The organism is Kitasatospora sp. NPDC034533 (assembly GCF_055575155.1).
In genome coordinates, this window is the sequence record NZ_JBVITE010000007.1 from 16,513 (window position 1) to 41,929 (window position 25,417).

General features: G+C 73.2%; 28 protein-coding genes. 5 read left to right on the top strand and 23 right to left on the bottom strand.

Annotated features, from left to right (window positions below; genetic code table 11):
• Positions 1 to 97 precede the first annotated feature (97 nt).
• The 15 genes from ACZ55U_RS07345 to hisI all read right to left on the bottom strand — a co-directional run bounded on the left by ACZ55U_RS07345 (position 98) and on the right by hisI (position 11,432).
• Positions 98 to 835: a VIT1/CCC1 transporter family protein gene (locus ACZ55U_RS07345; RefSeq protein WP_465523379.1), complete on the bottom strand. Its 738-nt coding sequence runs from the start codon at positions 833 to 835 to the stop codon at positions 98 to 100.
• Positions 836 to 982: 147 nt separating this feature from the next.
• Positions 983 to 1,954, bottom strand: a complete 972-nt coding sequence (gene lgt / locus ACZ55U_RS07350) for a prolipoprotein diacylglyceryl transferase (protein WP_465523381.1) — start codon at positions 1,952 to 1,954, stop codon at positions 983 to 985.
• A 120-nt stretch (positions 1,955 to 2,074) separates the two neighbouring features.
• Complete coding sequence (locus ACZ55U_RS07355) at positions 2,075 to 2,941, bottom strand: DsbA family protein (RefSeq protein WP_465523383.1); 867 nt, start codon at positions 2,939 to 2,941, stop codon at positions 2,075 to 2,077.
• A gap of 52 nt (positions 2,942 to 2,993) precedes the next feature.
• The gene (locus tag ACZ55U_RS07360; protein ID WP_465523385.1) at positions 2,994 to 3,503 is read right to left on the bottom strand and encodes a MauE/DoxX family redox-associated membrane protein; all 510 of its coding nucleotides are present in this window, start codon (positions 3,501 to 3,503) and stop codon (positions 2,994 to 2,996) included.
• 128 nt (positions 3,504 to 3,631) lie between these two features.
• Positions 3,632 to 3,835 (bottom strand): hypothetical protein, encoded by a 204-nt coding sequence (locus ACZ55U_RS07365; protein ID WP_465523386.1) that lies wholly within the window; start codon positions 3,833 to 3,835, stop codon positions 3,632 to 3,634.
• Between the two features lie 203 nt (positions 3,836 to 4,038).
• Complete coding sequence (trpA, locus tag ACZ55U_RS07370; protein ID WP_465523387.1) at positions 4,039 to 4,848, bottom strand: tryptophan synthase subunit alpha; 810 nt, start codon at positions 4,846 to 4,848, stop codon at positions 4,039 to 4,041.
• 2 nt (positions 4,849 to 4,850) lie between these two features.
• The gene (trpB, locus tag ACZ55U_RS07375; protein ID WP_465523388.1) at positions 4,851 to 6,110 is read right to left on the bottom strand and encodes a tryptophan synthase subunit beta; all 1,260 of its coding nucleotides are present in this window, start codon (positions 6,108 to 6,110) and stop codon (positions 4,851 to 4,853) included.
• Positions 6,111 to 6,178: 68 nt separating this feature from the next.
• Entirely contained in the window at positions 6,179 to 6,328 is a 150-nt protein-coding gene (gene trpM / locus ACZ55U_RS07380) for a tryptophan biosynthesis modulator TrpM (RefSeq protein WP_188296911.1), read from the bottom strand.
• A gap of 9 nt (positions 6,329 to 6,337) precedes the next feature.
• A complete protein-coding gene (trpC, locus tag ACZ55U_RS07385) occupies positions 6,338 to 7,144 on the bottom strand; it encodes an indole-3-glycerol phosphate synthase TrpC (protein WP_465523389.1) in 807 nt (268 codons plus the stop codon).
• Between the two features lie 240 nt (positions 7,145 to 7,384).
• Positions 7,385 to 7,825 (bottom strand): DUF2752 domain-containing protein, encoded by a 441-nt coding sequence (locus ACZ55U_RS07390; protein ID WP_465523391.1) that lies wholly within the window; start codon positions 7,823 to 7,825, stop codon positions 7,385 to 7,387.
• Between the two features lie 102 nt (positions 7,826 to 7,927).
• A complete protein-coding gene (locus ACZ55U_RS07395; protein ID WP_465523393.1) occupies positions 7,928 to 8,191 on the bottom strand; it encodes an HGxxPAAW family protein in 264 nt (87 codons plus the stop codon).
• Between the two features lie 134 nt (positions 8,192 to 8,325).
• Positions 8,326 to 8,913 carry a TIGR02234 family membrane protein gene (locus tag ACZ55U_RS07400; protein ID WP_465523395.1) on the bottom strand — a complete coding sequence of 196 codons (588 nt, stop codon included), beginning with the start codon at positions 8,911 to 8,913 and terminating at the stop codon, positions 8,326 to 8,328.
• On the bottom strand, positions 8,910 to 9,422 hold the full coding sequence (locus ACZ55U_RS07405; protein WP_465523397.1) for a Uma2 family endonuclease: 513 nt from the start codon (positions 9,420 to 9,422) through the stop codon (positions 8,910 to 8,912). Before ACZ55U_RS07405 ends, ACZ55U_RS07400 begins: the two co-directional genes overlap by 4 nt.
• Before the next feature lie 21 nt (positions 9,423 to 9,443).
• The gene (locus ACZ55U_RS07410; RefSeq protein WP_465523399.1) at positions 9,444 to 10,967 is read right to left on the bottom strand and encodes an anthranilate synthase component I; all 1,524 of its coding nucleotides are present in this window, start codon (positions 10,965 to 10,967) and stop codon (positions 9,444 to 9,446) included.
• Between the two features lie 93 nt (positions 10,968 to 11,060).
• A complete protein-coding gene (gene hisI / locus ACZ55U_RS07415) occupies positions 11,061 to 11,432 on the bottom strand; it encodes a phosphoribosyl-AMP cyclohydrolase (RefSeq protein WP_465523401.1) in 372 nt (123 codons plus the stop codon).
• A 136-nt stretch (positions 11,433 to 11,568) separates the two neighbouring features.
• On the opposite strand from hisI, the gene ACZ55U_RS07420 reads away from it, so the two are divergent.
• The 5 genes from ACZ55U_RS07420 to ACZ55U_RS07440 all read left to right on the top strand — a co-directional run bounded on the left by ACZ55U_RS07420 (position 11,569) and on the right by ACZ55U_RS07440 (position 19,467).
• Complete coding sequence (locus ACZ55U_RS07420) at positions 11,569 to 12,144, top strand: hypothetical protein (RefSeq protein WP_465523403.1); 576 nt, start codon at positions 11,569 to 11,571, stop codon at positions 12,142 to 12,144.
• Between the two features lie 243 nt (positions 12,145 to 12,387).
• Complete coding sequence (locus ACZ55U_RS07425; protein WP_465523405.1) at positions 12,388 to 17,118, top strand: SpaA isopeptide-forming pilin-related protein; 4,731 nt, start codon at positions 12,388 to 12,390, stop codon at positions 17,116 to 17,118.
• 235 nt (positions 17,119 to 17,353) lie between these two features.
• Positions 17,354 to 17,998 carry a TIGR03085 family metal-binding protein gene (locus ACZ55U_RS07430; RefSeq protein WP_465523407.1) on the top strand — a complete coding sequence of 215 codons (645 nt, stop codon included), beginning with the start codon at positions 17,354 to 17,356 and terminating at the stop codon, positions 17,996 to 17,998.
• A 128-nt stretch (positions 17,999 to 18,126) separates the two neighbouring features.
• Entirely contained in the window at positions 18,127 to 18,549 is a 423-nt protein-coding gene (locus ACZ55U_RS07435; protein ID WP_465523409.1) for a hypothetical protein, read from the top strand.
• A 138-nt stretch (positions 18,550 to 18,687) separates the two neighbouring features.
• Entirely contained in the window at positions 18,688 to 19,467 is a 780-nt protein-coding gene (locus ACZ55U_RS07440) for a VOC family protein (RefSeq protein WP_465523411.1), read from the top strand.
• Positions 19,468 to 19,555: 88 nt separating this feature from the next.
• Here ACZ55U_RS07440 and hisF read toward each other — a convergent pair whose 3' ends face one another.
• The 8 genes from hisF to hisD are packed head-to-tail and all read right to left on the bottom strand — an operon-like array spanning position 19,556 to position 25,367.
• Positions 19,556 to 20,326 (bottom strand): imidazole glycerol phosphate synthase subunit HisF, encoded by a 771-nt coding sequence (hisF, locus tag ACZ55U_RS07445; RefSeq protein WP_465523413.1) that lies wholly within the window; start codon positions 20,324 to 20,326, stop codon positions 19,556 to 19,558.
• Positions 20,323 to 20,772 (bottom strand): RidA family protein, encoded by a 450-nt coding sequence (locus tag ACZ55U_RS07450; protein WP_465523415.1) that lies wholly within the window; start codon positions 20,770 to 20,772, stop codon positions 20,323 to 20,325. The genes hisF and ACZ55U_RS07450 overlap by 4 nt, the downstream gene beginning before the upstream one ends.
• Entirely contained in the window at positions 20,769 to 21,491 is a 723-nt protein-coding gene (priA, locus tag ACZ55U_RS07455) for a bifunctional 1-(5-phosphoribosyl)-5-((5-phosphoribosylamino)methylideneamino)imidazole-4-carboxamide isomerase/phosphoribosylanthranilate isomerase PriA (RefSeq protein WP_374119975.1), read from the bottom strand. The genes ACZ55U_RS07450 and priA overlap by 4 nt, the downstream gene beginning before the upstream one ends.
• A gap of 20 nt (positions 21,492 to 21,511) precedes the next feature.
• A complete protein-coding gene (gene hisH, locus ACZ55U_RS07460) occupies positions 21,512 to 22,147 on the bottom strand; it encodes an imidazole glycerol phosphate synthase subunit HisH (RefSeq protein ID WP_465523417.1) in 636 nt (211 codons plus the stop codon).
• A 59-nt stretch (positions 22,148 to 22,206) separates the two neighbouring features.
• Entirely contained in the window at positions 22,207 to 22,359 is a 153-nt protein-coding gene (locus tag ACZ55U_RS07465; RefSeq protein ID WP_363381818.1) for a hypothetical protein, read from the bottom strand.
• Positions 22,356 to 22,949, bottom strand: a complete 594-nt coding sequence (gene hisB, locus ACZ55U_RS07470; RefSeq protein ID WP_380697988.1) for an imidazoleglycerol-phosphate dehydratase HisB — start codon at positions 22,947 to 22,949, stop codon at positions 22,356 to 22,358. Before hisB ends, ACZ55U_RS07465 begins: the two co-directional genes overlap by 4 nt.
• Before the next feature lie 4 nt (positions 22,950 to 22,953).
• Positions 22,954 to 24,054 (bottom strand): histidinol-phosphate transaminase, encoded by a 1,101-nt coding sequence (locus tag ACZ55U_RS07475; RefSeq protein WP_465523693.1) that lies wholly within the window; start codon positions 24,052 to 24,054, stop codon positions 22,954 to 22,956.
• A gap of 5 nt (positions 24,055 to 24,059) precedes the next feature.
• The gene (gene hisD / locus ACZ55U_RS07480) at positions 24,060 to 25,367 is read right to left on the bottom strand and encodes a histidinol dehydrogenase (protein ID WP_465523419.1); all 1,308 of its coding nucleotides are present in this window, start codon (positions 25,365 to 25,367) and stop codon (positions 24,060 to 24,062) included.
• Positions 25,368 to 25,417 lie beyond the last annotated feature (50 nt).

Below are 25,417 nucleotides of genomic sequence, written 5' to 3' on the forward strand. Positions count from 1 at the left end.
GCGCGGCGGCCCGGATGATGAGACTAGGCCAGGCGTCGCCGGACCCTCATGTGTGAAACGTCACGCACTCGGCAGCATAGTCATGCATACCTCCGGCTCATCCCAGGTGCCCGCCGATCAGCCACCCGAGCAGGTAGGTCACCCCGGCCGCCGCCCCGCCCAGGACCAGCTGCCGCAGCCCGCTGAACCACCAGCTGCGCGCCGTCACCCGGGCCACCACGGCGCCGCAGAGGAACAGCCCGGCGGCGGCCAGCAGCAGGGCGGGCAGCAGCGTGGTCGCCCCCAGCAGGTAGGGCAGCAGCGGCAGCAGCGCGCCGAGCGCGAAGCACAGGAATGACGAGCCGGCCGCGACCAGCGGCGAGGGCAGGTCGGTCGGGTCGATGCCCAGCTCCTCGCGGGCGTGCACCTCCAGGGCCAGCTCCGGGTCCGCGGACAGCTGCCGGGCCACCTCGTGGGCCAGCTCCGGGTCCACCCCGCGCGAGACGTACAGCTGGGCCAGTTCGGCCAGCTCGCCGTGCGGGTTGCGGGTCAGCTCCAGCCGCTCGACCTCGATCTCGGCCTGCACCAGCTCCCGCTGCGAGGCCACCGAGGTGTACTCCCCCGCCGCCATCGAGCAGGCGCCGGCCGCCAGGCCCGCCAGCCCGGTGAGGATCACCGTCCCGTTGGACACCGCGCCGCCGACCACGCCGGTCATCAGGGCGAAGTTGGAGACCAGCCCGTCCACCGCCCCGAACACGGCCGGGCGCAGCCAGCCCCCGTTGACGTCCCGGTGGTGGTCGGCCGCGGGTATCCGGGGCTGGTGTCCGGCGTCGGGCTCCACAGTGATCGCGCTCATCGTCGTTCCCCTCCTGTGTCGGTTCGTCCGCCTTGACCGTAGCTGGGCTGACCTGGGCATTTCCAGCAAAGTAAGGCTGTCCGAACACCATCGGGGCCACCCTTCGCGAGCCTCGCGAGGGGTGGCCCCGATGGGGGAAGGCCCAGGTCAGATCGGGTTCCCGGCGTCCTTTCCGGCCGCCTCGGCGGTCGTCACCGGCTTCCCGCCGGTCATCCCGTCGGCCTTCTCCCCGGCCGACTTCGCCACCTTCACGCCCTTGTCGCCGTCCTCGGCGTCCTGCTCCGCCCGCGCGGCCGGGTCGATGCTCGCCGGATCCTCCCGCCCGGGCCGCTTCCTGCCCACGATCACGATGTACGCCACCGCGCCGAGGAACACCGCGATGGACACCCAGTCGTTCAGCCGCAGGCCGAAGTAGACGTGCGCGTCGTCGATGCGCAGCCACTCGATCCAGAACCGGCCGGCGGTGTACGCGGCCACGTACACCGCGAACGCCCGGCCGTGGCCCAGCTCGAAGCGGCGGTCCGCCCACATGACCAGCAGCGCGACGCCGACGCACCAGAGCGACTCGTACAGGAAGGTCGGGTGGTAGACGCCCTGCTCGACCTCGCCGCCGGGCAGCGTCTTGTGGATCTCCAGGCCCCACGGCAGGGTGGTGGACCGGCCGTAGAGCTCCTGGTTGAAGTAGTTGCCCCAGCGGCCCACCGCCTGCGCGAGCGCGATGCCCGGCGCGATGGCGTCGGCGTACGCGGGCAGCGGCACGCCGCGCCGGCGGGCGCCGATCCAGGCGCCGACCGCGCCCAGCGTGATCGCGCCCCAGATGCCGAGGCCGCCCTGCCAGATCTTGAGGGCGTCCCAGGGGTTCTTCCCGTCGGCGAAGTACAGTCGGCCGCCGTCGGTGATCACGTGGTAGAGGCGTCCGCCGACGAGGCCGAACGGCACGGCCCACACCGCGATGTCGCCGACGGTGTGCTTGGCACCGCCCCGGGCGACCCAACGCCTGCTGCCGAGCCAGACGGCGAGGAGGACACCGAGGATGATGCAGAAGGCGTAAGCGCGCAGCGGGATCGGTCCGAGGTGCAGGACGCCCCGCGACGGGCTGGGAATGTAGGCGATATCCATGGCGGTTCCGACGCTACAGGGTCCGGCGGCCCCGTCGGACACCTCCGGGGTCACAGAATCCGAACAACGGGACGGCGCCGCCCCCTCCGGACGGGGAGGGGGCGGCGCGGCGTGGTGGGCTCAGCCGGCGTTCGGCGACGGGTTGTTGGCCTCCGAAGCGGTGCTGGTGGGGGCCGGCGTCTGTCCGTGCGAGCCCGCCGTGCCGAGCTGCTTGCCCTCGTTCGCGGCGTCCACCCACTTCACCAGGTTCGCCGGCGTGATCTCCTCGCCGCCGCCGTTCCTGGGGTAGATCGGCTGGCCGTTGAGCAGCACCGTCGGGGTGGACTTGAAGCTGGACTTGTCGAAGTCCTGCTGCACCGCGGAGACCCACCCGCCGAACTTGTTGTCCTTGACGCAGGACTGGAATCCGGGGGTGTCCAGGCCGTTGACCTGCTTGGCCAGGTTCAGCAGCACGGCCTTGTCGCCGAAGGCGTCGTTGGTCTCGTCCGGCTGGTTGCGGTACAGCACGTCGTGGAGGTCCCGGAAGTGCCCGGCGTCCTGGGCACAGCCCAGCGCGTTGGCGCCCGTCCTGGAGCCCTTGCCCGGCACGGCCCGGTCGATGAACGACACGATGTGGTAGTTGGTGAAGATCTTCCCGGCGTCCTCCAGCTGGTCGATGGTCGCCGAGAACTCGCGCTCGAAGGTGCCGCAGGCGGGGCAGCGCGGGTCCTCGTAGACGGTGAGGACGGAGGGGGCGTTGCCGGCGCCGACCGGGATGACCAGGTTCTTGTCGCCGATCGTCCCGGCGGGGGCGGCGACCGGGGTCTCCGGCTTGGAGCGCTGGTTCTGCACCACGACGCCGGCGATCACGGCGGCGGCGATCACGGCGAGCACGGAGCCGCCGACGACCAGCTTCTTCCTGCGCCGGGAGGACACCTCCTCGGCCGCCCGCTGTTCCAGCATCCGCTCGCGGGCGGTGCGCTTGCCTTCTCGGTTCTTCTCGCTCATTGCCTTGACATCCACGGTCGGGGAGCCTTCGTCGGGTGCAGGGATGTGGGGGTCAGCTCGCCAGCCAGCCGTCGGCCGACAGCCGGGTGCGGGGCCGCCACAGCAGCCACCCGGCCAGCACCAGGAATCCGGTGTCGCGCAGGATCTCCTGGAGGTACTCCGTCCGGGACTCGTCGACGTGCCCGCCGCCGCCGAAGCAGCCGCAGTCGATCGAGATGCCGCGCGCCCAGGCGGAGGCGATCCCGGCGATGAAGACGAGCAGGAGCAGCGCGGAGACCCCGGCGACCAGCCGGACGCCGAGGCCGACCACCAGCAGCAGGGCGAGCGCCAGCTCCAGGAAGGGCAGGCCGTAGCCGATCGGCTTGACCAGGCCCTCGGGCAGGATCTCGTAGGCCCGGACGGCCTGGGCGGCCTCCGCCGGATCGGAGACCTTGGCCAGTCCGGCCCACCCCCAGACCACCGCGAGGCCGAGCCGGACGGCGGTGCCGAGCCACTCGCTCCAGGCGGGCACCGGTCGCCGCGCCGCGGGCGTGGGCGCGGGGCCACCGGGCTGCGCGGCCATCAGGGAAACCCCCTCGGGATACTCGTTCACTCCCTGAGGAACCGCGCGGACGGAGGGGTGGTTCCTCCGGATTCAGGAATTAAGCCGGATGAGTGACGTTCCGTCCGAATGGTCCGAACGCCCGTACGTCATCGACACCCCGTCAGCCACCCCGCCTCGAACAGTTCGGGGTGCCGGGCCGCCTCCGCGCAGGCCACCGCCTCCCGCTCCGCCCGCTCGGCCCCCCGCTTGGCCAGGGCGTGCCCCACCTCCGTGTGCACCCCGACCGCGCAGCCGAGTGCCACCCCGGCCGCCGCCGCCCGCAGCAGCACGGCCCGTTGGAGACCAGCCACCGGCTCACCCCTTCCCGCTCGCCCCCGTCACCCCCCGCACACGTCCGTGCACTCGTCCCTCCACTCAACGGTCCCCAACCCCGGCCGATGCGTGTCCCCGCCCCTTGTTCACCCGTTCGGGTCCACCCCCCGCTTCGAAGCCCGCCCGAACGCAGGCGGCCCCCCGCTCCCGAAGGAGCGGGGGGCCGCCTGGGCGTGTCCCGTCAGTGCCGGCGCACGCCCGAGGCCAGCTCCCCGGCCAGGGCCCGCACCGCGTCCAGCGCCGCCGCCTCGTCCTCGCCCGCGGCCAGGATGCGCTTGACGAACGCCGATCCCACGATCACCCCGTCGGCGAACCGCGCGACCTCCGCCGCCTGCGCCGCGTCCGAGACCCCGAGCCCGACGCAGACCGGCAGGTCGGTGGTGGCCCGGGTCCGCGCGACCAGGTCCTCCGCCATCGAGCCGACGGCCGACCGGGTGCCGGTCACGCCCATCACCGCGGCGGCGTAGACGAAGCCGCTGCCCGCCGCCGTGACCTCCGCCAGCCGGGCGTCCTTGCTGCTGGGGGCGACCACGAACACGGTGTCCAGCCCGTGCTCGTCCGCCGCCTTGCGCCACTCCTCGGACTCCTCCACCGGCAGGTCCGGCAGGATGCAGCCGGCCCCGCCCGCCGCCGCCAGGTCGGCCGCGAAGCGGGCCACCCCGTAGCGGTCGACCGGGTTCCAGTACGTCATCACCAGCACCGCGGCCGCGGGGTGCGCGGCGGCGACCTCCCGGACGGTCCGCAGCACGTCCTTGATCCTCACCCCGCCGCGCAGCGCGATGTCGTCCGCGGTCTGGATGACCGCCCCGTCGAGCACCGGGTCGGAGTGCGGCAGGCCGACCTCGACCACGTCGCAGCCGCCCTCGATCAGCGCCTCGACGGCCCGGATGCCGCCGTCCACGGTCGGGAACCCGGCCGGCAGGTAGCCGATCAGCGCGGCCCGGCCTTCCGCCTTGGCCGCCGCCAGGACACCGCTCAGCTTGCTCGCCATGATCACTTACCCCCCTCGGCGGAACTGTCGCCCGAGCCGGCCTTCTCGTCGTACAGCCCGAAGTACTCGGCCGCGGTGTGCATGTCCTTGTCCCCGCGCCCGGACAGCGACACCAGGATGGTCGCCTCCGGCCCGAGCTCGCGGCCCAGCTCCAGCGCCCCGGCGAGCGCGTGGGCGCTCTCGATGGCCGGGATGATGCCCTCGGTGCGGGACAGCAGCCGCAGCGCCCGCATCGCGGCGTCGTCGGTGACCGGCCGGTACTCCGCCCGCCCGGTGTCCTTCAGCCAGGCGTGCTCCGGCCCGACGCCCGGGTAGTCCAGCCCGGCCGAGATCGAGTGCGACTCGATGGTCTGCCCGTCCTCGTCCTGGAGGACGTACGTCCGGGAGCCGTGCAGCACCCCCGGGTCCCCCTTGGTCAGCGTGGCCGCGTGCCGGGGCGTGTCGGCCCCCTCGCCGGCGGCCTCGCAGCCGAGCAGCCGCACCCCGGCGTCCGGGATGAACTCGTGGAAGATCCCCATCGCGTTGGAGCCGCCGCCCACGCAGGCCACGACCGCGTCGGGCAGCCGCCCGGTCCGGTCCAGCACCTGCTGCCGCGCCTCCACGCCGATGACCCGGTGGAAGTCACGGACCATCATCGGGAACGGGTGCGGCCCGGCCACGGTGCCGAACAGGTAGTGGGTGGAGTCCACGTTGGCGACCCAGTCCCGGAACGCCTCGTTGATGGCGTCCTTGAGCGTGCGGCTGCCGGACTTGACGGCCACCACCTCGGCGCCGAGCATCCGCATCCGGGCCACGTTGAGCGCCTGGCGCTCGGTGTCGACCTCGCCCATGTAGATGGTGCAGTCGAAGCCGAACAGCGCGCAGGCGGTGGCGGTGGCCACGCCGTGCTGGCCCGCGCCGGTCTCGGCGATGATCCGGGTCTTGCCCATCCGCTTGGTGAGCAGCGCCTGGCCCAGCACGTTGTTGATCTTGTGCGAGCCGGTGTGGTTGAGGTCCTCGCGCTTGAGCAGGACGCGCGCCCCGCCCGCCTCGGCGGAGAAGCGGTGCACGTCGGTCAGCGGGCTCGGGCGCCCCGTGTAGTCCTTGAGCAGCCCGTCGAGCTCGGCGGCGAACGCCGGGTCGGCCTTGGCCTTCTCGTACTCCTCGGCGACCTGCTCGACCGCGGCGACCAGCGCCTCGGGGATGAAGCGGCCGCCGTACGCGCCGAAGTAGCCTCGGGCGTCCGGCACCTGGGCACCGGGCAGGTAGTCCTTTTCGGACATGGTGTGGTTTCCCTTGACGAAGATGGACGACGATGACGTCTGGTCGGCTGCCCCGGTCCTTCGGCCGGTCAGCCGGACGTCACCCGCCATCGCCGCCCCGGCACCTGCCCGGGCTCGCAGCCGATGACGTACCGCACCCGGCGCCCCAGCACCCGGCGCGCGGGCGCGCGGCAGCCGCGCGGGCGGCAACCGGGGGCGAGTCGGGCGGCGATCTTCATCGGGCGGCGTCAGTCCTTGTGCCGGACGGCGGGGTGGGCCCCGGCGGCGACCAGGTCGGCGACCGCGGCCCGCGGGTCCTTGCCGGTCACCAGGGCCTCGCCGACCAGCACCGCGTCGGCGCCGAGGTTGGCGTAGTTGATCACGTCCAGCGGGCCGCGCACGCCGGACTCGGCGACCTTGACGATGCCGTCCGGGATGGCGTGGGCGACGTTCTCGAAGGTGTTGCGGTCCACTTCGAGCGTCTTGAGGTTGCGGGCGTTGACGCCGATGATCCGGGCGCCGGCGTCCACCGCGCGCTTGATCTCCTCCTCGTCGTGCACCTCGACCAGCGGGGTGAGGCCGATCGACTCGGCGCGCTCGATCAGCGACACCAGGGCCGGCTGGTCGAGGGCCGCGACGATCAGCAGCGCGAGGTCGGCGCCGTGCGCCCGGGCCTCCCACAGCTGGTAGGCGGTGACGATGAAGTCCTTGCGCAGCAGCGGGGTGTCCACCGCGGCGCGGACGGCGTCCAGGTCGGCCAGCGAGCCGCCGAAGCGGCGCTGCTCGGTCAGCACGCTGATCGCGGCGGCGCCGCCGGCCGCGTAGTCGACCGCCAGGGCGGCCGGATCGGCGATCGAGGCCAGCGCGCCCTTGGACGGGCTGGAGCGCTTCACCTCGCAGATCACCCGCACCCCGTCGCCCCGGAGGGCGGCGACGCCGTCCTTGGCCTCCGGAGCCCTGGCGGCCAGCGCCTTGAGCTCGTCCAGGGAGACCCGGGCCTGCCGCTCGGCGAGGTCCTCGCGGACCCCTTCGATGATCGAGTCGAGCACACTCACTCAGGAGCCCCCATCTTTTCAGCCAGTTGGTCGGCGCGAGTCGGCGGGCAGCGGCCCACCGGCCCTTCGATGGTATCGGCACCCCGGGGCGCCGGGCGCACCGGTTCCGCCCCCGTCTCGCGGACCGGACGCCGGCTCCGGCGGCCCTCAGCTGCGGGTTCACCGGTTCTGCACGGGTTCCCCGGCCGTCCTCGGGCACGCCCGGGGGCCGTGGCCGGGCCGCAGCGGCCCGCCGGCCGGTCAGACCAGCGGCGGCGCCAGCCCCGCCCCGACCGGCGAGTTGCGCACCACCGTGAACACCAGGACCAGCAAGGCGATCAGCGCCCAGCGCCGGGCCCCGACGACGATCCTGGGCGGCGGCCCGCCGGTCAGCGCGGCCCAGCCCCAGCGCAGCCAGAGCACCCCCAGCACCCCGGCCAGCAGCACCACGACGGCGTTGTCGTGCAGGGCCCCGGTGAGGTCCCCGCGGGTCAGCGCGTGGACGCAGCGCAGACCCCCGCAGCCGGGGCACCACCAGCCGGTGGCGGTCAGGAACGGGCACTCGGGGTAGTGCCCGGGGACGTTCGGGTCCACCAGGGCGACGTACGCGGTGGGGACGGCCACCGCCGCCAGCGCGGTCAGCGGCGGGCTCAGCCGGCGCAGCACGGGCGGCGGGGCGGAGGCGGTGGGGGCGGCGTTCACGCCCCGATTCTGCCCGTGCCGGGCCCGGACACGACGAAACGGCGGGCGTGGCGCGCCCGCCGTTCCGATGTACGACAAACGTGTGGTGCGACGAGCCCCGCGTCAGGCGGCGACGGCGGCGCGGGCCTCACGGGCCGCGAGCTGCTCCTCGGCCGACTTGTAGACGTTGACGCTCGGCTGCTTGCCCAGCCCCGCCATCGACATGGCCTTGCCGACCACGCCGCCGAGCAGGACGACCGCCAGGCTGACCCAGACGAACAGCACCGACGGCAGGATCATCGCGACGCCCGCGGCGCAGAAACCGACGAAGGAGATGACGACGCCGGTCCAGGCGGCGGTGGTGTGACCGTGTGCTGCTGCTGCCATCTGAATGGTGCTCCTTGGCTCTCGGGGCCCGGCCGGGCCTGCGGGGCCGCCGGCGGGTTGACGGGTTCCATTGTGCCGGGCCACACACCGGCGGCCCAAAGGGGGTGGCGGGTCTATCGCGTCACACGCGCCGTTCAGACGGCCGTCGGGTCCTCGCCGCGGTCCAGCGCCTTCCACAGGTCACCGGGCGTGTCGGTCTTCGCCGGGGCCTTGCGGGTCGGCGCCTCGTAGCGGCTGCCCATGGCCGGCCAGCGCCGGCCGTGGCGCAGGGTGAGCAGTCCGGCCACGGCCAGCAGCAGTCCGCCGGCCACCGCGACCCAAGGCCAGCCGGTGTGCGAGACCTCGGTGGCCGCCGAGCCGGTCAGCGCCAGCTTGGCGGCGGCCTCGCCGTCCAGCGCGCCGGTGTCCCCCGCCCCGGCGGCCGCGGCGGCGGCCGCGCCGAGCCCGGCCAGCAGGGTCAGCGCGCCGACCGCCAGCCGGCCGGCGCCGCGCACCGCGAACACCGCGACCGCCGCGGCGAGGCCCACCAGGGCCAGCCCGCCGGGCAGTTCGGAGATCTTGCCGCCGGTGACGGACACGTCCAGGGTGCCGGCCCGGCCCTCGGCCCAGGTCCGCCCGGCCGCGGTCAGCACCAGCACGGCGCTGAGCACGGTCAGCAGCAGCATCACGCCGAGGGTGCGGCGGCTGGAGGTGGCGGGGGCGGGGGTCTGCTCAGCGGTCACCCGTCCACTATCCCCCGGCCGACACCCGGCTCCGCACCCGGGGTGGGGAACTCGTCCGTGCGCAGCACCACCGTGCGGCCGCCGAGCGGGAGGAACACGTCGTTGCCGAACGGCACCCGCTCGGCCTCCCGGTACACCCCGTCCGGCGAGGGCGCGGTGTGCACGGTGCAGACCGCCGCCGTGGGGTCGACCACCAGGTACACCGGCACGCCGCCGTGGGCGTACGCCCTCGCCGCCCGCTCCAGTCCCGGCCGGGCCACCTCCAGCACGGCCTCCACCCCGGCCGCGCCGAACCGGCCCCGCTCGCCGCGGACGGCGTCCCGGGCGAGCACCGCCACGTCGGGGGCGAACACCGCCGCGCCCTCCGGGGCGGGGCCGCCGGGGGCCGCCGGGAAGTCGACCGCGACCCCCGACAGCACCCGGCCGTGGCCGGCCGGCTGCTCGCCGAGCTGTCCGGCGGCGCCGCGCACGACCTCCCAGCGCAGTTCGTCGTACGGCACCTCGGGCATCCCGGCGGCCTCCCTCGCGTCTCAGGACAGTTCCGGCGTCCGCAGCGTATTGGCGGTGGCGACGGCCCGCAGCACGGCGGCCGCCTTGTTGCGGCACTCGGCGTCCTCGCCGTACGGGTCGGAGTCGGCGACCACGCCCGCGCCGGCCTGCACGTACGCGGTGCCCTCGCGCAGCACCGCGGTGCGGATCGCGATCGCGGTGTCCGAGTCCCCGGCGAAGTCCAGGTAGCCGACGCAGCCGCCGTACAGGCCGCGGCGGGTGGGCTCCAGCTCCTCGATGATCCGCATCGCCCGCGGCTTGGGCGCGCCGGAGAGGGTGCCGGCCGGGAAGCAGGCGGTCAGCACGTCGAAGGCGGTCCGCCCGGGGGCGACCTTGCCGGTCACCGTCGACACGATGTGCATCACGTGGCTGTAGCGCTCGATCTGCATGAAGTCGACCACCTCGACGCTGCCCGGCTCGCAGACCCGTCCGAGGTCGTTGCGGCCGAGGTCCACCAGCATCAGGTGCTCGGCCCGCTCCTTGGGGTCGGCGAGCAGTTCGGCGGCCAGGTCCGCGTCCTCGTGCGGGGTGGCGCCGCGGTGCCGGGTGCCGGCGATCGGGTGCAGCATCGCCTCGCCGTCGGTGACCTTGACCAGCGCCTCCGGGCTGGAGCCCACCACGTCGAAGCCGCCCTCGGAGCCGCCGTCCGGCCCGGGGAAGCGGAACAGGTACATGTACGGGCTGGGGTTGGTGGTGCGCAGCACCCGGTAGACGTCCAGCGCGGAGGCCGGGCAGGGCGCCTCGAAGCGCTGCGAGGGCACCACCTGGAAGGCCTCGCCGGCCCGGATCCGCTCCTTGACCACCTCCACGGCGGCGCGGTAGGGCTCGCCGCCGAACGGCGAGCGGACCTCGCCGGGGCCGGCCGGGGTGAAGGTGGCCAGGCCGGGGTCGACCGGCTTGGCCAGCTCGGCCTCCATCGCGTCCAGCCGGGCCACCGCGTCCGCCCAGGCTTCGTCGACGCCGCTGGCCAGGTCGTTGTGGTTGACGGCGTTGGCGATCAGCAGCACGGTGCCGTCGGTGTGGTCGAGCACCGCGAGGTCGGTGGCGAGCAGCAGGGTCAGCTCGGGCAGGCCCAGGTCGTCCGGGTTGAGGTCGGGCAGCTTCTCCAGCCGGCGGACGATGTCGTAGCCGAGGTAGCCGACCAGGCCGCCGGTGAGCGGGGGCAGGCCGTCGTCCTCCCGGCGCGGGGTGTGCAGTGCCGCCAGGGTGGCGCGCAGCACCTCCAGCGGGTCGCCGCCGGTGGGGATGCCGACCGGCGGGGCGCCGAGCCAGCGGGCCCCGCCGTCCGGGCCGACGGTGAGCGCGGCGGCGCTGCGCACTCCGACGAAGGAGTAGCGCGACCAGCTGCGGCCCTGTTCGGCGGACTCCAGCAGGAAGGTGCCGGGGCGTTCCTCGGCGAGGCTGCGGTAGAGGCCGATCGGGGTGAGGCCGTCCGCGAGGAGCCTGCGGGTGACCGGGATGACCCGGGTGTCGACGGCGAGCTTGCGGAAGGCTTCGAGATCCATGCTGGGCGGCACCTTCTGGAGTTTGCGGGGTTCCGGAGTCGGACGGGGTGGTGCGGGTGGGGCGGGGTTCTTGCGACCGGGCGCGCGCCGCGGTCAGGCGAGCGGCAGCACGTCGGCGTCGAAGCAGGTGCGGTCGCCGGTGTGGCAGGCCGCGCCGGTCTGGTCGACCTTGACCAGCAGGGTGTCGCCGTCGCAGTCGAGGGCCACCGACTTGACCGCCTGGACGTGGCCGGAGGTGTCCCCCTTCACCCAGTACTCCCGGCGGCTGCGGCTCCAGTAGGTGCAGCGGCCGGTGGTGAGGGTGCGGTGCAGCGCCTCGTCGTCCATCCAGCCGAGCATCAGCACCTCGCCGGTGTCGTACTGCTGGGCGATGGCCGGGATCAGCCCGTCCTCGGTGCGCTTGAGCCGGGCGGCGATCTCGGGGGCGAGGGCGGTGGTGCCGGGGGTGGTGGGTGTGGTGGACATGGGCCCATTGTGTCAGCCCGCCCCCACGCCTCCGGCGGGGTCGTCCGGCGGCCGGGGCGGTCCCGGCCGTCCCGTACGGGGGTGATTTCGGCCAACCGCCTGCCGGGCGGGGGCCGGGTGGGCCATTCTCGTGGCCATGACCTCCGAGCAGCCGCCGCCCGCAGCCGCCGCCTCCCGTCCGTCCCGCGGCCTGGTCCTCACCGTCGCCGCCGTGCTGGTCGTCCTGCTCGCGGTGGTGGCCACCGCGGTGCTCTGGCCGGACGACGGGAAGCCGGCCGCCTCACCGCCCCCGCCCTCCCCCACGGCCACCCCGACCCCGACGCCCACGCCGACACCCACCCCGGCCAAGCCGCAGCCGCCGTACGCCTTCTTCCCGGTCGGCGCGTGCTTCGACCACCCGCAGCTGAGCCCGGTGATCACCAAGGCCGAGGAGCGCCCCTGCGCCGGCGAGCACGACGGCGAGGTGATCGCCGACCTCAAGCTGGCCGACGGCCTGACCGGCGAGATCCAGGTCGCCCTCGCCATGCGGGACGGCTGCAAGGAGGCCGAGGCCGCCGCCAAGGCCCGTCAGACCGACGGGAAGACCTACTACGGCCGGCAGTTCGGCCCGGCGATGGTCAACTACCAGCAGGGCTGGCGGGACTACACCTGCGCCCTGACCGGCAGCAACAAGCAGGGCGGCGCCAAGCTCACCGGGAACCTCCACCCGTAGGCCCTCTCACCGGCACCCGCGCGCCCGCCCGGACGGGGACGCGCGGGCCCGGCCGAGCACCCGTACAACCGATCGGGTGCCTTCGCCTCGGCGTTCGAACGACATCACCTGCGAGCCTCGGCGGCCCGGCGCCACGGCCCAGAAGAATTCGAGCGCTTGTGTCCACTTGGTGAGAGGACTGAGGTGAAGTCTAGTCAGGACCGGGTGACCGCCGTCACCTGGAGACGCAGATTCGGCAGGGCGATGAGCACCGCCCTGACCCTGGCACTCGTGCCCTTCGGAATGTCGCTCATCGAACCGTCGGCCGCCCACGCGGCCGGCCTTCCCGGCGGTCTCGGGCCGTGCCTCGGCGCGGACTGCCCGGCGGTGTTCCCGCCGGTCAACAACGGCCCCTTCGCGGGCCGTGACGACGCCGTCAACATCTTCGTCGGCGGCGACTACGACGTCAGGGAATCGGCCGCGGAGGCCGAGGGGCACGTGGTGACCCTCGGAAACTTCGACATGGCCAAAGCCGCCGGAGCCAGTTCCGTCTTCAACGTCGGCATCGTCGGAGCCGGCTCCCGCGTCCCCCCGCCGGACGGCGCCGACTTCCTCACCACCGGCGGTGACATCACCATCGCCCCTGGCCAGGAGCTCCTGGCGGAAGGGGGCGTCGTCCGCCACGCGGGCACGGTCACGGGTGCCATCGCCGGCACGGTGATCCAGGACCCCCAGGCCGTGACCGCCTACCGGCCGCTGCGCGGCGAGCTCCAGTCGGCGAGCGAGTGCTACGCCGGGATCGGCACGCCCCGCCCGGCGACCGGAACGGCCGTCAACCAGGGCTACCAGACCCTGTTCACCGGGGACGGCACCTCCGCGCTCCAGGTCTTCAACGTCGACTTCGACCTCGTCGGCAACGGCGGCGGCCAGCAGGGCATCGCGTTCGCCGGCATCCCCGCGAACGCGACGGTCCTGGTCAACCTCGTGGGCGGCGCCCGCGTCATCAACACCTACAGCGGCAGCCTGGAGGACACCGACCCCTGGAACCAGCTGCGCGAGCGGCTGCTGTGGAACTTCCCCACCGCGACGTCGGTCAGCTTCATCGGCTCGGGACAGTTCCAGGGCAGCGCGCTGGTGGGCAACCCGGCCAGCACCTCCACCATGGGCATGCCCGGCTTCAACGGGCGGTTCTTCACCACGGGCTCGCTGGTGCAGAACTCCGGTGGCGGGATGACCGGTTCCGAGTTCCACGCCTACCCGTTCGACGGCGACCTCCCGGACTGCGGCACCGCGGTCCCCACCGCCTCGACCACCGTGACGAAGGTCGACTCCGTCACCGGGCAGCCGCTGGCGGGCGCGACCTTCCAGCTGTGGCGGGAGACCAACAACGTCCCCGGCCTCCAGACCTCGGGAACCACTCCGGACACCGAGGTGGGCGCTCCCTGCACCACCGGGGCCGACGGCGTCTGCTCCGTGAGCGACCTCCCGCTGGGCACCTACTACTGGCAGGAGACCGCGGCCCCGCCCGGCTACGAGCTGCCGGACCCGGCGGTGACGACCGTCGTGCTCGACACCAACGGGCAGAACGCCCAGGTCACCGTCCCCGACGTCAGGAGCCCGGTCGTCGAGACCGGCTCCACCAGCGTCACCAAGGTCGACGCGGCGACCGGGCAGCCGCTGGCGGGCGCCGTGTTCCAGCTGTGGCACGAGACCAACGGCGTGCCCGGCCTCCAGACCACCGGCACCAACCCCGACACCCCCGTCGGCCCGCCCTGCACCACCCCGGCCAGCGGCGTCTGCTCCTCCACCGGGCTCCCGCTCGGCACCTACTACTGGCAGGAGACCGCGGCTCCCCCCGGTTACGAACTGCCCGACCTCAACGTGACCACCGTCGTCCTGAACACCAACGGGCAGAACGTCGCCGTCACCGTCGAGGACGCCAAGACCGTCGCCCCGACGGCCTCCACCACCGTCACCAAGGTCGACTCGGGGACCAGGCAGCCGCTGGCGGGCGCCGTGTTCCAGCTGTGGCACGAGACCAACGGCGTGCCCGGCCTCCAGACCACCGGCGCCAACCCGGACACCCCCGTCGGCTCGCCCTGCACCACCCCGGCCAGCGGCGTCTGCTCGGCGGACGGCCTGCCGCTGGGCACCTACTACTGGCAGGAGGTCTCCGCGCCCGACGGATACGAGCGGCCCGAGCTCAACGTGACCACCGTCGAGCTGGACGCCAACGGGCAGAACGTCGCGGTGACCGTCGAGGACACCAAGACCGTCGCCCCGACGGGGTCCACCAGCGTCACGAAGGTCGACGCCGCCACCGGCCAGCCGCTGGCGGGCGCCACCTTCCAGCTCTGGTACGAGACCAACGGCGTCCCCGGCCTCCAGACCACCGGCACCAACCCCGACACCCCCGTCGGCTCGCCCTGCACCACCCCCGCCAACGGGGTCTGCTCGGCGGACGGCCTGCCGCTCGGCACCTACTACTGGCAGGAGACGGCGGCCCCTCCCGGCTACGACCTCCCGCAGCCCTCGGTGACCACCGTCGTCCTCGACACCAACGGGCAGAACATCCCGGTCACCGTCCAGGACACCAAGACGGTCGCACCGACCGGTTCCACCAGCGTCACCAAGGTGGACTCGGTCACCGGCCGGCCGCTGGCCGAGGCGGTGTTCCAGCTGTGGCACGAGACCAACGGCGTGCCGGGCCTCCAGACCACCGGCACCAACCCCGACACCCCCGTCGGCGCACCCTGCGTCACCCCGGCGACCGGGGTCTGCTCGGCGAGCGGGCTGCCGCTGGGCACCTACTACTGGCAGGAGACCACGGCGCCTCCCGGCTACGACCTGCCCACCCAGCCGGTGACCACCGTCGTCATCGAGACCAACGGACAGAACGTCCCGGTCACGGTCCAGGACACCCAGACCGTCGTCCCGGCGGGGTCCACCAGCGTGACGAAGGTCGACTCCGCGAACCAGCAGCCGCTGGCCGGCGCGACCTTCCAGCTGTGGCGCGAGACCAACGGCATCCCCGGCCTCCAGACCACCGGTGCCAACCCTGACACCCCGGTCGGCTCGCCCTGCGTGACCCCTGACACGGGTGTCTGCTCCGCCAGCGATCTGCCGCTGGGTACGTACTACTGGCAGGAGACCGCGGCGCCTCCCGGGTACGACCTGCCCACCCAGCCGGTGACGACCGTCATCATCGAGACCAACGGACAGAACGTCCCGGTCATCGTCGAAGACATCAAGACGCCCGTTCAAACGGGTTCGACCAGCGTGACGAAGGTCGACTCCGCGAACCAGCAGCCGCTGGCCGGGGCCACCTTCCAGCTGTGGCGCGAGACCAACGGCGTGCCGGGCCTCCAGACCACCGGTGCCAACCCTGACACCCCGGTCGGCTCGCCCTGCGTGACCCCCGCGAACGGCGTCTGCTCCGCCACCGGGCTCCCGCTCGGCACCTACTACTGGCAGGAAACCGCCGCTCCCCCCGGCTACGACCTGCCCACCCAGCCGGTCACGACCGTCATCATCGAGACCAACGGACAGAACGTCCCGGTCATCGTCGAAGACATCAAGACGCCCGTTCAAACGGGTTCGACCAGCGTGACGAAGGTCGACTCCGCGAACCAGCAGCCGCTGGCCGGGGCCACCTTCCAGCTGTGGCGCGAGACCAACGGCGTCGCTGGCCTCCAGACCACCGGTGCCAACCCTGACACCCCCGTCGGCTCGCCCTGCGTGACCCCCGCGAACGGCGTCTGCTCCGCGACCGACCTGCCGCTCGGCACCTACTACTGGCAGGAAACCGCGGCCCCTCCCGGCTACGACCTGCCCACCCAACCGGTCACGACCGTCGTCATCGAGACCAACGGACAGAACGTCCCGGTCATCGTCGAAGACATCAAGACCCCCGTTCAAACGGGTTCAACCAGCGTCACCAAGGTCGACGCGGAGACCGGACAGCCGCTGGCCGGCGCCACCTTCCAGCTGTGGCGCGAGACCAACGGCATCCCCGGCCTCCAGACCACCGGCACCAACCCCGACACCCCCGTCGGCGCACCCTGCACCACCCCCGCCAACGGCGTCTGCTCCGCGACCGACCTGCCGCTGGGCACCTACTACTGGCAGGAGACCGCGGCCCCTCCCGGCTACGACCTCCCGCAGCCTTCCGTCACCACCGTCGTCCTCGACACCAACGGCCAGAACGTCCCCGTCACCGTCAAGGACACCAAGACCGCCACCCAGCCCGGCTCGACCAGCGTCACCAAGGTCGACGCGGAGACCGGGCAGCCGCTGGCCGGCGCCGTCTTCCAGCTGTGGCGCGAGACCAACGGCATCCCCGGCCTCCAGACCACCGGCACCAACCCCGACACCCCCGTCGGCGCACCCTGCACCACCCCCGCCAACGGCGTCTGCTCCGCGACCGACCTGCCGCTGGGCACCTACTACTGGCAGGAGACCGCGGCCCCTCCCGGCTACGACCTCCCGCAGCCTTCCGTCACCACCGTCGTCCTCGACACCAACGGACAGAACGTCCCCGTCACCGTCAAGGACACCAAGACCGCCACCCAGCCCGGCTCGACCAGCGTCACCAAGGTCGACGCGGAGACCGGACAGCCGCTGGCCGGCGCCGTCTTCCAGCTGTGGCGCGAGACCAACGGCATCCCCGGCCTCCAGACCACCGGTGCCGACCCCGACACCAAGGTGGGCGCGCCCTGCACCACCGGGGCCGACGGCGTCTGCTCCGCGGACAACCTGCCGCTGGGCACGTACTACTGGCAGGAGGTCTCCGCGCCGGAGGGCTACGAGCTGCCGAAGAACCCGGTGACCAAGGTCGAGCTGACCAAGGACTGCCCGTGCGTGGCGATCACGGTCGAGGACAGCAAGAAGTGCCCGCCCGAGCCCTGCCCGCCCGAGCCGTGCCCGCCGAAGCCCTGTCCGCCGGAGCCGTGCGACCCCGGGAACGAGTGGCGTACCCACGAGGAGCGCATCTGACAGACCACTTCAGCACGGGCGGCTGACCGCCTGACGTGACGAACTGGCCGGAGGAGCCGACACTCGGCTCCTCCGGCCAGGCGCGTTTCCCGCCCCGTCCACCGGGACTTCTGAGGAGGTCGGACGCGGAGGCCGCCCGAAGACGGCTCGGACGCGGAGGCCTCCCGAAGACGGCTCGGACGCGGAGGCCGCCCGAAGACGGCTCACCCGGCGCCCGGCCCCCTAGGCTGACGCCATGTCGAACCACGCCCTCGCCGAACGCCACCGCCTCGCCGAACTCCTGACCGCCGCCGGGCCGAACGCCCCCACGCTGTGCGCCGGTTGGACGACCCGGGACCTCGCCGCCCACCTGGTCATCCGCGAGCGCCGACCCGACGCCGCGGCCGGCCTGCGGGTCGGCGCCCTGGCCGACTGGACGCGGCGGGTGCAGGACGCCTACGCCGAGCGTCCGTACGAGGAGCTGGTGCGGCTCTTCCGCGCCGGCCCGCCGGTGTACTCCCCGTTCGCCCTCCCCGGCGCCGACGAGGCGGCGAACACCGTCGAGTACTACGTCCACGCCGAGGACGTCGCGCGCGCGGCCGAGGACTGGACCAGCCGGCCCGTGCCGCCCGGCCGCGCCGAGGCCCTGTGGCGCCGCCTCCCCCTCATCGCCCGCCTGGAGGCCGGCCGCCGCTCCCCCGTCCGCCTGACCCTCACCCACCCGGACGGCCGCTCCCTCACCGTCGGCCCGGCCGGCGCCCCCACCGTCCACGTCACCGGCGAACCCGCCGAACTCGTCCTCTTCGTCTACGGCCGGGGCGCCCGCGCCACCCTCACCGCCGACGGCGCCCCGGACGCCCTCGAAGCCCTCCGCCACGTCCTGCCGCTGCCGCCGGAGTAGGGACGTCCGCCGGTGCGTCCGGACCTCGACCGCCGTCCGATCAACGAGGGGGCGCCACGATTTGATCGGATCTTGATCGGCTCCCACCAGGATCGGTGACCAGTCGACAGATCACCGAAGGGGACATCTTGTTCAGCAACAGGATCAAGCGGGCCGCCGTCACCACCGTGGCCGCCACGGTGCTGGCCGGAGGGCTGGGGATCGCCACCGCGGGCTCGGCCGCGGCGGGCGTGCGCGGCCGCGAGTGCGTCAGCGACGGCACCAAGGACGCGTGCATCGAGATGACCGACGCCGTCATCTCCGCCAGCGCGGACACCAACTTCGCGTCCGCCGCCTGCAACGTCGTGATCCACCTCTGGGACACCACCACCGGCGAGAACTGGCAGCTGGCGCACCGCTGCGCCACCGGCCAGAAGTACTACGACGGCTACATCACGCTCCCGAAGGAGGGGCACACCTACCGTACCGAGCTGCGGGTCTACTGGGACGGCGGGAGCGGCTACAACAGCATCTCCTCGCCGGCCCGCACCTGGCACAGGACCGGGGGCTGAGAACGGCACGGGCCCGCCCCGACGGGCGGGCCCTCGTCCCTCTCCGGCTGCGGAGGGCGGGGACCGGGTGCAGACTCGCAGGGGGCCGGGGTCCGATCCGGGCAGGCCGGTCACTCTCCGTCGAAGGGGCACCCTTCCATGATCACCACCGACTTCCCCATCGGCTCGCCCTGCTGGATCGATCTGGGCAGCCCGGACATCCGCGCCACCGCCGGGTTCTACGGCAAGGTGTTCGACTGGAGCTTCCTGGAGGTTCCCGGGGCCGGCGGCTACGGGTTCCTCCAGCTGGGTGGCAGGACCGTCGGCGCCCTCGGCAACCTCGACCCGGGGTCGCGGTCCGCCTGGACCACCTACTTCCGCACCGAGGACGCGGACGCCACCGTGAAGGCCGCCGAGCAGGCCGGCGCCACGGTGCGGGTGCCGCCGACGGACGTCATGCGGGAGGGCCGGTTCGCCGCGCTCACCGATCCGCAGGGCGCCGAGTTCGCCATCTGGCAGGCGGGCGACACCAAGGGCCTGGACGCCGTCTCGGAGGAGGGCGCCCTGGTCTGGGCCGAGCTGCACACCTCCGGCCCGGAGGTCGCCTTCGCCTTCTACGAGAAGATCTTCGGCTGGCGGGTGGAGAACTTCGAGCCGTCGCCGGGGATGAGCTACCGGGTGGTCTCGACCGCGAAGGGCGACCAGGAGGCGGCCGGCTTCGGCGGCATCGCCCCGACCATGTCGCCGGAGCAGCCCTCCGCCTGGACGCCGTACTTCGCCGCCGCGGACGTGGACGACCGGGTGGGCAGGGCGACGGCGGCCGGCGGCACGGTGCTGATGGGGCCCGAGAACGTGAAGGGCGTCGGGCGGATCGCCTGGGTCGCGGACCCGAACGGCGCCCCGTTCGCGCTGATCAAGGGCGACCCGAACCAGGCCTGACCGGGCGAGGACGCAACGGGCCCGCCGTCCGGAGCGCGGACGGCGGGCCCGTTCGGCCGTTCAGCGGACGGCGGCCCCGTTCGGCCGTTCAGCGGACGGGGTGCCCGGCCTCCCGCAGCGCGCCCTTGACCTCGCCGATCCGCAGGTCCCCGAAGTGGAACACGCTGGCGGCCAGCACCGCGTCCGCGCCCGCCTCGACGGCCGGGGCGAAGTCCGCGAGCTTGCCCGCCCCGCCGGAGGCGATCACCGGCACCGAGACGGCCGCGCGCACGGCCCGGATCATCTCCAGGTCGTAGCCGTCCTTGGTGCCGTCCGCGTCCATCGAGTTGAGCAGGATCTCGCCGGCCCCCAACTCGGCCGCGCGGCCCGCCCATTCGACGGCGTCCAGACCGGTGCCCTGGCGTCCGCCGTGGGTGGTGACCTCGTAGCCGGACGGCGTCTCGGTGCCCTCGGGGCACCGCCGGGCGTCCACCGAGAGCACCAGCACCTGCCGCCCGAACCGCTGGGCGATCTCGCGGACCAGCTCCGGGCGGGCGATCGCCGCGGTGTTGACGCCGACCTTGTCCGCGCCGGCCCGCAGCAGCTTGTCCACGTCCTCGACGGCGCGGATGCCGCCGCCGACGGTCAGCGGGATGAACACCTGCTCGGCGGTGCGGCGGACCACGTCGTAGGTGGTCTCCCGGTCGCCGGAGGAGGCGGTGATGTCGAGGAAGGTCAGCTCGTCGGCACCCTCGGCGTCGTAGAGCTTGGCCATCTCGACCGGGTCGCCGGCGTCGCGCAGGTTCTGGAAGTTGACGCCCTTGACCACCCGCCCGGCGTCCACGTCCAGGCAGGGGATGACACGTACTGCGAGGGTCACGGCTGTTCGCCTTCCGGGGCTTTCAGGTCTTCCAGGGTCTTTGCCAGCCCGGAGCGGTACGCGTCGATCTCGACCTCGACCATCATCCGGGAGTCGATCAGGCCCTCGACCACCACCATGGTGGCCACCGGGCGTGCGGCGCCGAAGAGTTCGCGGTGGGCACGGCCCACCTCCTCGGCGTCGCGAACGTGGGTGATGTACATCCGGGTGCGGATGACGTCGTCCGCGGTCAGACCGTACGCGGCCAGGGCCGTGAGCCCGACGCCGAACGCGGCGAGGGTCTGCCGGTACGGGTCGCCCTCGTGCTCGATCCGGCCGTCCACCCAGGCGGTGGAGCCGGCCACGTGCACGTGGTCGCCCGCGGCGACCGCCCGGGAGTAGCCGAACTCGTCCTCCCAGGGGGAGAATCCACCGACCCTGCCGCGTACGATCCGACCGTCCGTCATCCGGAAACCGCCTCCAGGGCCTCTTCGAGGGTGAACTTCTGCTCGTAGAGTGCCTTGCCCACGATGGCGCCCTCGACACCCTCGCCGACCAGCGAGGCGATCGCCCGCAGGTCGTCCAGCGAGGAGACGCCGCCGGAGGCGACCACGGGCTTGTCCGTCGCGGCGCAGACGTCGCGCAGCAGCTGGAGGTTGGGGCCGGTCAGGGTGCCGTCCCGGTTGACGTCGGTGACGACGTAGCGGGCGCAGCCCTCCTGGTCGAGGCGCGCCAGCACGTCGAAGAGCTGGCCGCCGTCGCGGGTCCAGCCGCGGCCGCGCAGGGTGGTGCCGACCACGTCCAGGCCGACGGCGATCTTGTCGCCGTGCTCGGCGATGGCCTTGGCGACCCACTCCGGGGCCTCCAGGGCGGCGGTGCCGAGGTTGACCCGGGTGCAGCCGGTGGCGAGCGCGCGGGCGAGCGACTCGTCGTCGCGGATGCCGCCGGACAGCTCGACCTTGATGTCCAGCTGCCCGGTGACCTCGCGCAGCAGCTCGTAGTTGCTGCCGGTGCCGAAGGCGGCGTCGAGGTCGACCAGGTGCAGCCATTCGGCGCCGGCGTTCTGCCAGGCGAGGGCGGCGGCCAGCGGCTCGCCGAAGGAGGTCTCGGTGCCGGAGGCGCCCTTGACCAGGCGGACGGCCTGACCGTCCCGGACGTCGACGGCGGGCAGCAGTTCGAGGCTCATCAGATCCAACTCTCAGACAGTCAGAGGGTGTTGACCCAGTTGGTCAGCAGGGCGGCGCCGGCGTCGCCGGACTTCTCGGGGTGGAACTGGGTGGCCCACAGCGGGCCGTTCTCGACGGCCGCGACGAACGGCTGCCCGTGGGTGGCCCAGGTGACCAGCGGCGGGTTGATCCGCGCGCTGTGGGTCTCCAGCTCCCAGTGCCGCACCCCGTAGGAGTGCACGAAGTAGAAGCGGGTCTCCGGGTCGAGGCCGGCGAACATCCGGCTGCCCTCGGGCACGTCCACGGTGTTCCAGCCCATGTGCGGGACGACTGGGGCCTCCAGCGGCTCCACGGTGCCCGGCCACTCGTCGCAGCCGGCCGTCTCCACGCCGTGCTCGACCCCCTTCTCGAAGAGGATCTGCATGCCGACGCAGATGCCCATGACCGGGCGGCCCCCGGCGAGCCGGCGGCCGATGATCCAGTCCCCGCGGACGGACCTGAGCCCGCGCATGCAGGCCTCGAAGGCGCCGACGCCGGGGACGAGCAGGCCGTCCGCGGCCATCGCGGTGTCGTAGTCGGAGCTGACCGTGACGTCCGCCCCGGTCCGCTCCAGGGCGCGCTGCGCCGAGCGCAGGTTGCCGGAGCCGTAGTCGAGGACGACGACGTTCTTGCCCATGTTCAGGTGTCCAGTCTTTATCTACGGCGGGGTCTGGGGCGCTGGTCCACGGGCGCCGGCTACAGGCGCATCAGGCCGGAGGCCAGGCACATGACGGAGCCGAAGGCCAGCACCAGGATGACGCTCTTGGACTGCTTCTGCTTCCAGAAGGAGATGACTCCGCCGGCCAGGAAGAGGCCGACGAAGATGAGGATCATCGCGGTGTTGCTCACAGCGCACCCTTGGTCGAGGGGAGGATTCCGGCCGCGCGCGGGTCGCGCTCGGCGGCGTAGCGCAGGGCCCGGGCCAGCGCCTTGAACTGGCACTCCACGATGTGGTGGGCGTTGCGCCCGTACGGCACGTGGACGTGCAGCGCGATCTGCGCCTGGGCCACGAAGGACTCCAGGATGTGCCGGGTCATCGTGGTGTCGTACGAGCCGATCATCGGCGCGATGCCCTCGGGCTCGGTGTGCACCAGGTACGGCCGGCCGGAGAGGTCCACGGTGACCTGGGCGAGCGACTCGTCCAGCGGCACCGTGCAGTTGCCGAAGCGGTAGATGCCCACCTTGTCGCCGAGCGCCTGCTTGAAGGCGGCGCCGAGCGCGAGGGCGGTGTCCTCGATGGTGTGGTGGGTGTCGATGTGCAGGTCGCCGTCGGTCTTGACGGTGAGGTCGAACAGGCCGTGCCGGCCGAGCTGGTCGAGCATGTGGTCGTAGAAGCCGACGCCGGTGGAGATGTCGGTCTTGCCGCTGCCGTCCAGGTCTATCTCGACCAGGACGGAGGTCTCCTTGGTGGTGCGCTCGACGCGTCCGATGCGGGACATGGGGTTAGAGCTCCTTGATCACGAAACGGACGGCGTCCAGGAAGGCGTCGTTCTCTGCGGGCGTGCCGGCGGTGACGCGCAGCCACCCGGGGACCCCGTTGTCACGGACCAGGACACCCCGGTCGAGGATGGCCCGCCACACGGCGTGGGTGTCGGCGAAGCGGCCGAACTGGACGAAGTTGGCGTCCGAGTCGGTGACCTCCAGGCCCATGGCGCGCAGCGCGTCCACCAGCCGGTCGCGCTCCTGCTTGAGCCGCCCGACGTACCCGAGCAGGGTGTCGGTGTGCTCCAGGCAGGCCAGCGCGGTGGCCTGGGTGACGGCCGACAGGTGGTACGGCAGGCGCACCAGCTGGACGGCGTCCACCACGGCCGCGTCGGCGGCCAGGTAGCCCAGGCGCAGCCCGGCGGCGCCGAAGGCCTTGGACATGGTGCGGCTGACCACCAGGTTGGGGCGGCCCTCGATCAGCGGCAGCAGCGAGGCGCGGTGCGAGAACTCGACGTACGCCTCGTCGACCACCACCAGGCTGGGCCGGGCGGACTGGGCGGCCTCGTACAGCCGCAGCACGGTGTCGGCCCCGACGGCGGTGCCGGTCGGGTTGTTCGGCGAGCAGACGAAGACCACGTTCGGCCGGTGCTCGGCGATGGCCGCGACGGCGGCGTCCACGTCGATGGTGAAGTCGTCGTTGCGCGGCCCGGAGATCCAGGCGGTGCCGGTGCCCCGGGAGATCAGCGCGTGCATCGAGTACGAGGGCTCGAAGCCGAGGGCGCTGCGGCCGGGGCCGCCGAAGGTCTGGAGCAGCTGCTGGAGCACCTCGTTGGAGCCGTTGGCGGCCCACACCTGCTCGCGCCCGACCGGGAAGCCGGTGGTCTTCCCGAGGTAGGCGGCGAGGCCCTCGCGCAGCTCGACCGCGTCCCGGTCCGGGTAGCGGTTCAGCCCGCGGGCGGCCTCGGCGACGCGCTCGGCGATCCGGGCCACCAGCTCCTCGGGCAGCGGGTACGGGTTCTCGTTGGTGTTCAGCTGGACGGGCACGTCGAGCTGCGGCGCGCCGTACGGGGACTGGCCGCGCAGTTCGTCGCGGATGGGGAGGTCGTCGATGCGGGTCACAGCGTTCACGAGCCGGGCACCGTCCAGTCGAAGCGGGCCTTGATGGCGTCACCGTGCCCCGGCAGGTCCTCGGCATTCGCCAGGGTCACCACGTGGGCGGCGACGTCCGCGAGCGCCGCCCGGTCGTACTCGACGACCTGGACGCCGCGCAGGAAGGTCTGCACCGACAGCCCGGAGGAGTGGCAGGCGCAGCCGCCGGTGGGCAGCACGTGGTTGGAGCCGGCCGCGTAGTCGCCCAGCGAGACCGGGGTCCAGCGGCCGATGAAGATCGCGCCGGCGTTGACGACCCGGGCCGCGACCGCGTGGGCGTCGCGGGTCTGGATCTCCAGGTGCTCGGCCGCGTAGGCGTTGACCACGGCGAGGCCCTGGTCCAGGTCGTCGACCAGGATGATGCCGGACTGCCGGCCGCCCAGTGCCTCGGCCACCCGCTCGCCGTGCTTGGTCCTGGCGACCTGCACGGCCAGCTCGGCCTCGACGGCGTCGGCCAGCGCCCGGGAGTCGGTGACCAGCACCGAGCCGGAGGTGGGGCCGTGCTCGGCCTGGCTGATCAGGTCGGCGGCGACGTCGGAGGGCACCGCGCTGTCGTCGGCGAGGACGGCGATCTCGGTCGGGCCGGCCTCGGAGTCGATGCCGATCCGGCCGGCGAAGTAGCGCTTGGCGGCGGCCACGTAGATGTTGCCCGGGCCGGTGACCATGTCGACCGGCGCGCACTCCTCGGTGCCGAGGGCGAACATCGCGACCGCCTGGGCGCCGCCGACGGCGTAGACCTCGTCCACGCCGAGCAGCGCGCAGGCCGCCAGGATCGTCGGGTGGACGCGGCCGCCGAACTCCTTCTGCGGCGGCGAGGTGACCGCGACGCCCTTGACGCCGGCCTCCTGGGCCGGCACCACGTTCATCACCACGGAGGACGGGTAGACCGCCAGCCCGCCCGGCACGTACAGGCCGACCCGCTCGACCGGCACCCAGCGCTGGGTGACCGTGCCGCCCGGCACCACCTGGGTGGTGTGCCCGGTGCGCCGCTGGTCCGCGTGCACGGCGCGGGCCCGGCGGATCGACTCCTCCAGCGCGGCCCGCACCCTCGGGTCCAGCGTCTCCAGGGCGGCGGTCAGCTGCTCGGCCGGGACCCTGGTCGACTCCAGCCGGACGCCGTCGAAGCGCTCGGTGATCTCGATCAGCGCCGCGACCCCGCGATGGCGTACGTCCTCCGCGATCGGCCGCACCTTCTCCAGGGCGGCCGCGACGTCGAACTCGGCACGGGGCAGCAGGTCACGCGGGTCGTCCAGCGAGCCGCGGAGGTCGATTCGAGAGATCACGCCACCCAGTGTAAGGAGTGGCCGGAACCGGTGGTCCCGCATTTCAGTCC

Excerpts from the sequence above, each read along its gene's own strand:
- hisI (WP_465523401.1), bottom strand. The coding sequence starts at position 11,432 with ATGTCCACCACACCCACCACCCCCGGCACCACCGCCCTCGCCCCCGAG.
- ACZ55U_RS07420 (WP_465523403.1), top strand. The coding sequence starts at position 11,569 with ATGACCTCCGAGCAGCCGCCGCCCGCAGCCGCCGCCTCCCGTCCGTCC.
- trpA (WP_465523387.1), bottom strand. The coding sequence starts at position 4,848 with ATGGCGAGCAAGCTGAGCGGTGTCCTGGCGGCGGCCAAGGCGGAAGGC.
- hisB (WP_380697988.1), bottom strand. The coding sequence starts at position 22,949 with ATGTCCCGCATCGGACGCGTCGAGCGCACCACCAAGGAGACCTCCGTC.
- ACZ55U_RS07440 (WP_465523411.1), top strand. The coding sequence starts at position 18,688 with ATGATCACCACCGACTTCCCCATCGGCTCGCCCTGCTGGATCGATCTG.
- ACZ55U_RS07355 (WP_465523383.1), bottom strand. The coding sequence starts at position 2,941 with ATGAGCGAGAAGAACCGAGAAGGCAAGCGCACCGCCCGCGAGCGGATG.
- ACZ55U_RS07395 (WP_465523393.1), bottom strand. The coding sequence starts at position 8,191 with ATGGCAGCAGCAGCACACGGTCACACCACCGCCGCCTGGACCGGCGTC.
- lgt (WP_465523381.1), bottom strand. The coding sequence starts at position 1,954 with ATGGATATCGCCTACATTCCCAGCCCGTCGCGGGGCGTCCTGCACCTC.
- ACZ55U_RS07430 (WP_465523407.1), top strand. The coding sequence starts at position 17,354 with ATGTCGAACCACGCCCTCGCCGAACGCCACCGCCTCGCCGAACTCCTG.
- ACZ55U_RS07410 (WP_465523399.1), bottom strand. The coding sequence starts at position 10,967 with ATGGATCTCGAAGCCTTCCGCAAGCTCGCCGTCGACACCCGGGTCATC.
- ACZ55U_RS07450 (WP_465523415.1), bottom strand. The coding sequence starts at position 20,772 with ATGACGGACGGTCGGATCGTACGCGGCAGGGTCGGTGGATTCTCCCCC.
- trpB (WP_465523388.1), bottom strand. The coding sequence starts at position 6,110 with ATGTCCGAAAAGGACTACCTGCCCGGTGCCCAGGTGCCGGACGCCCGA.
- hisH (WP_465523417.1), bottom strand. The coding sequence starts at position 22,147 with ATGGGCAAGAACGTCGTCGTCCTCGACTACGGCTCCGGCAACCTGCGC.
- ACZ55U_RS07360 (WP_465523385.1), bottom strand. The coding sequence starts at position 3,503 with ATGGCCGCGCAGCCCGGTGGCCCCGCGCCCACGCCCGCGGCGCGGCGA.
- ACZ55U_RS07425 (WP_465523405.1), top strand. The coding sequence starts at position 12,388 with ATGAGCACCGCCCTGACCCTGGCACTCGTGCCCTTCGGAATGTCGCTC.
- ACZ55U_RS07345 (WP_465523379.1), bottom strand. The coding sequence starts at position 835 with ATGAGCGCGATCACTGTGGAGCCCGACGCCGGACACCAGCCCCGGATA.
- trpM (WP_188296911.1), bottom strand. The coding sequence starts at position 6,328 with ATGAAGATCGCCGCCCGACTCGCCCCCGGTTGCCGCCCGCGCGGCTGC.
- priA (WP_374119975.1), bottom strand. The coding sequence starts at position 21,491 with ATGAGCCTCGAACTGCTGCCCGCCGTCGACGTCCGGGACGGTCAGGCC.
- ACZ55U_RS07405 (WP_465523397.1), bottom strand. The coding sequence starts at position 9,422 with ATGCCCGAGGTGCCGTACGACGAACTGCGCTGGGAGGTCGTGCGCGGC.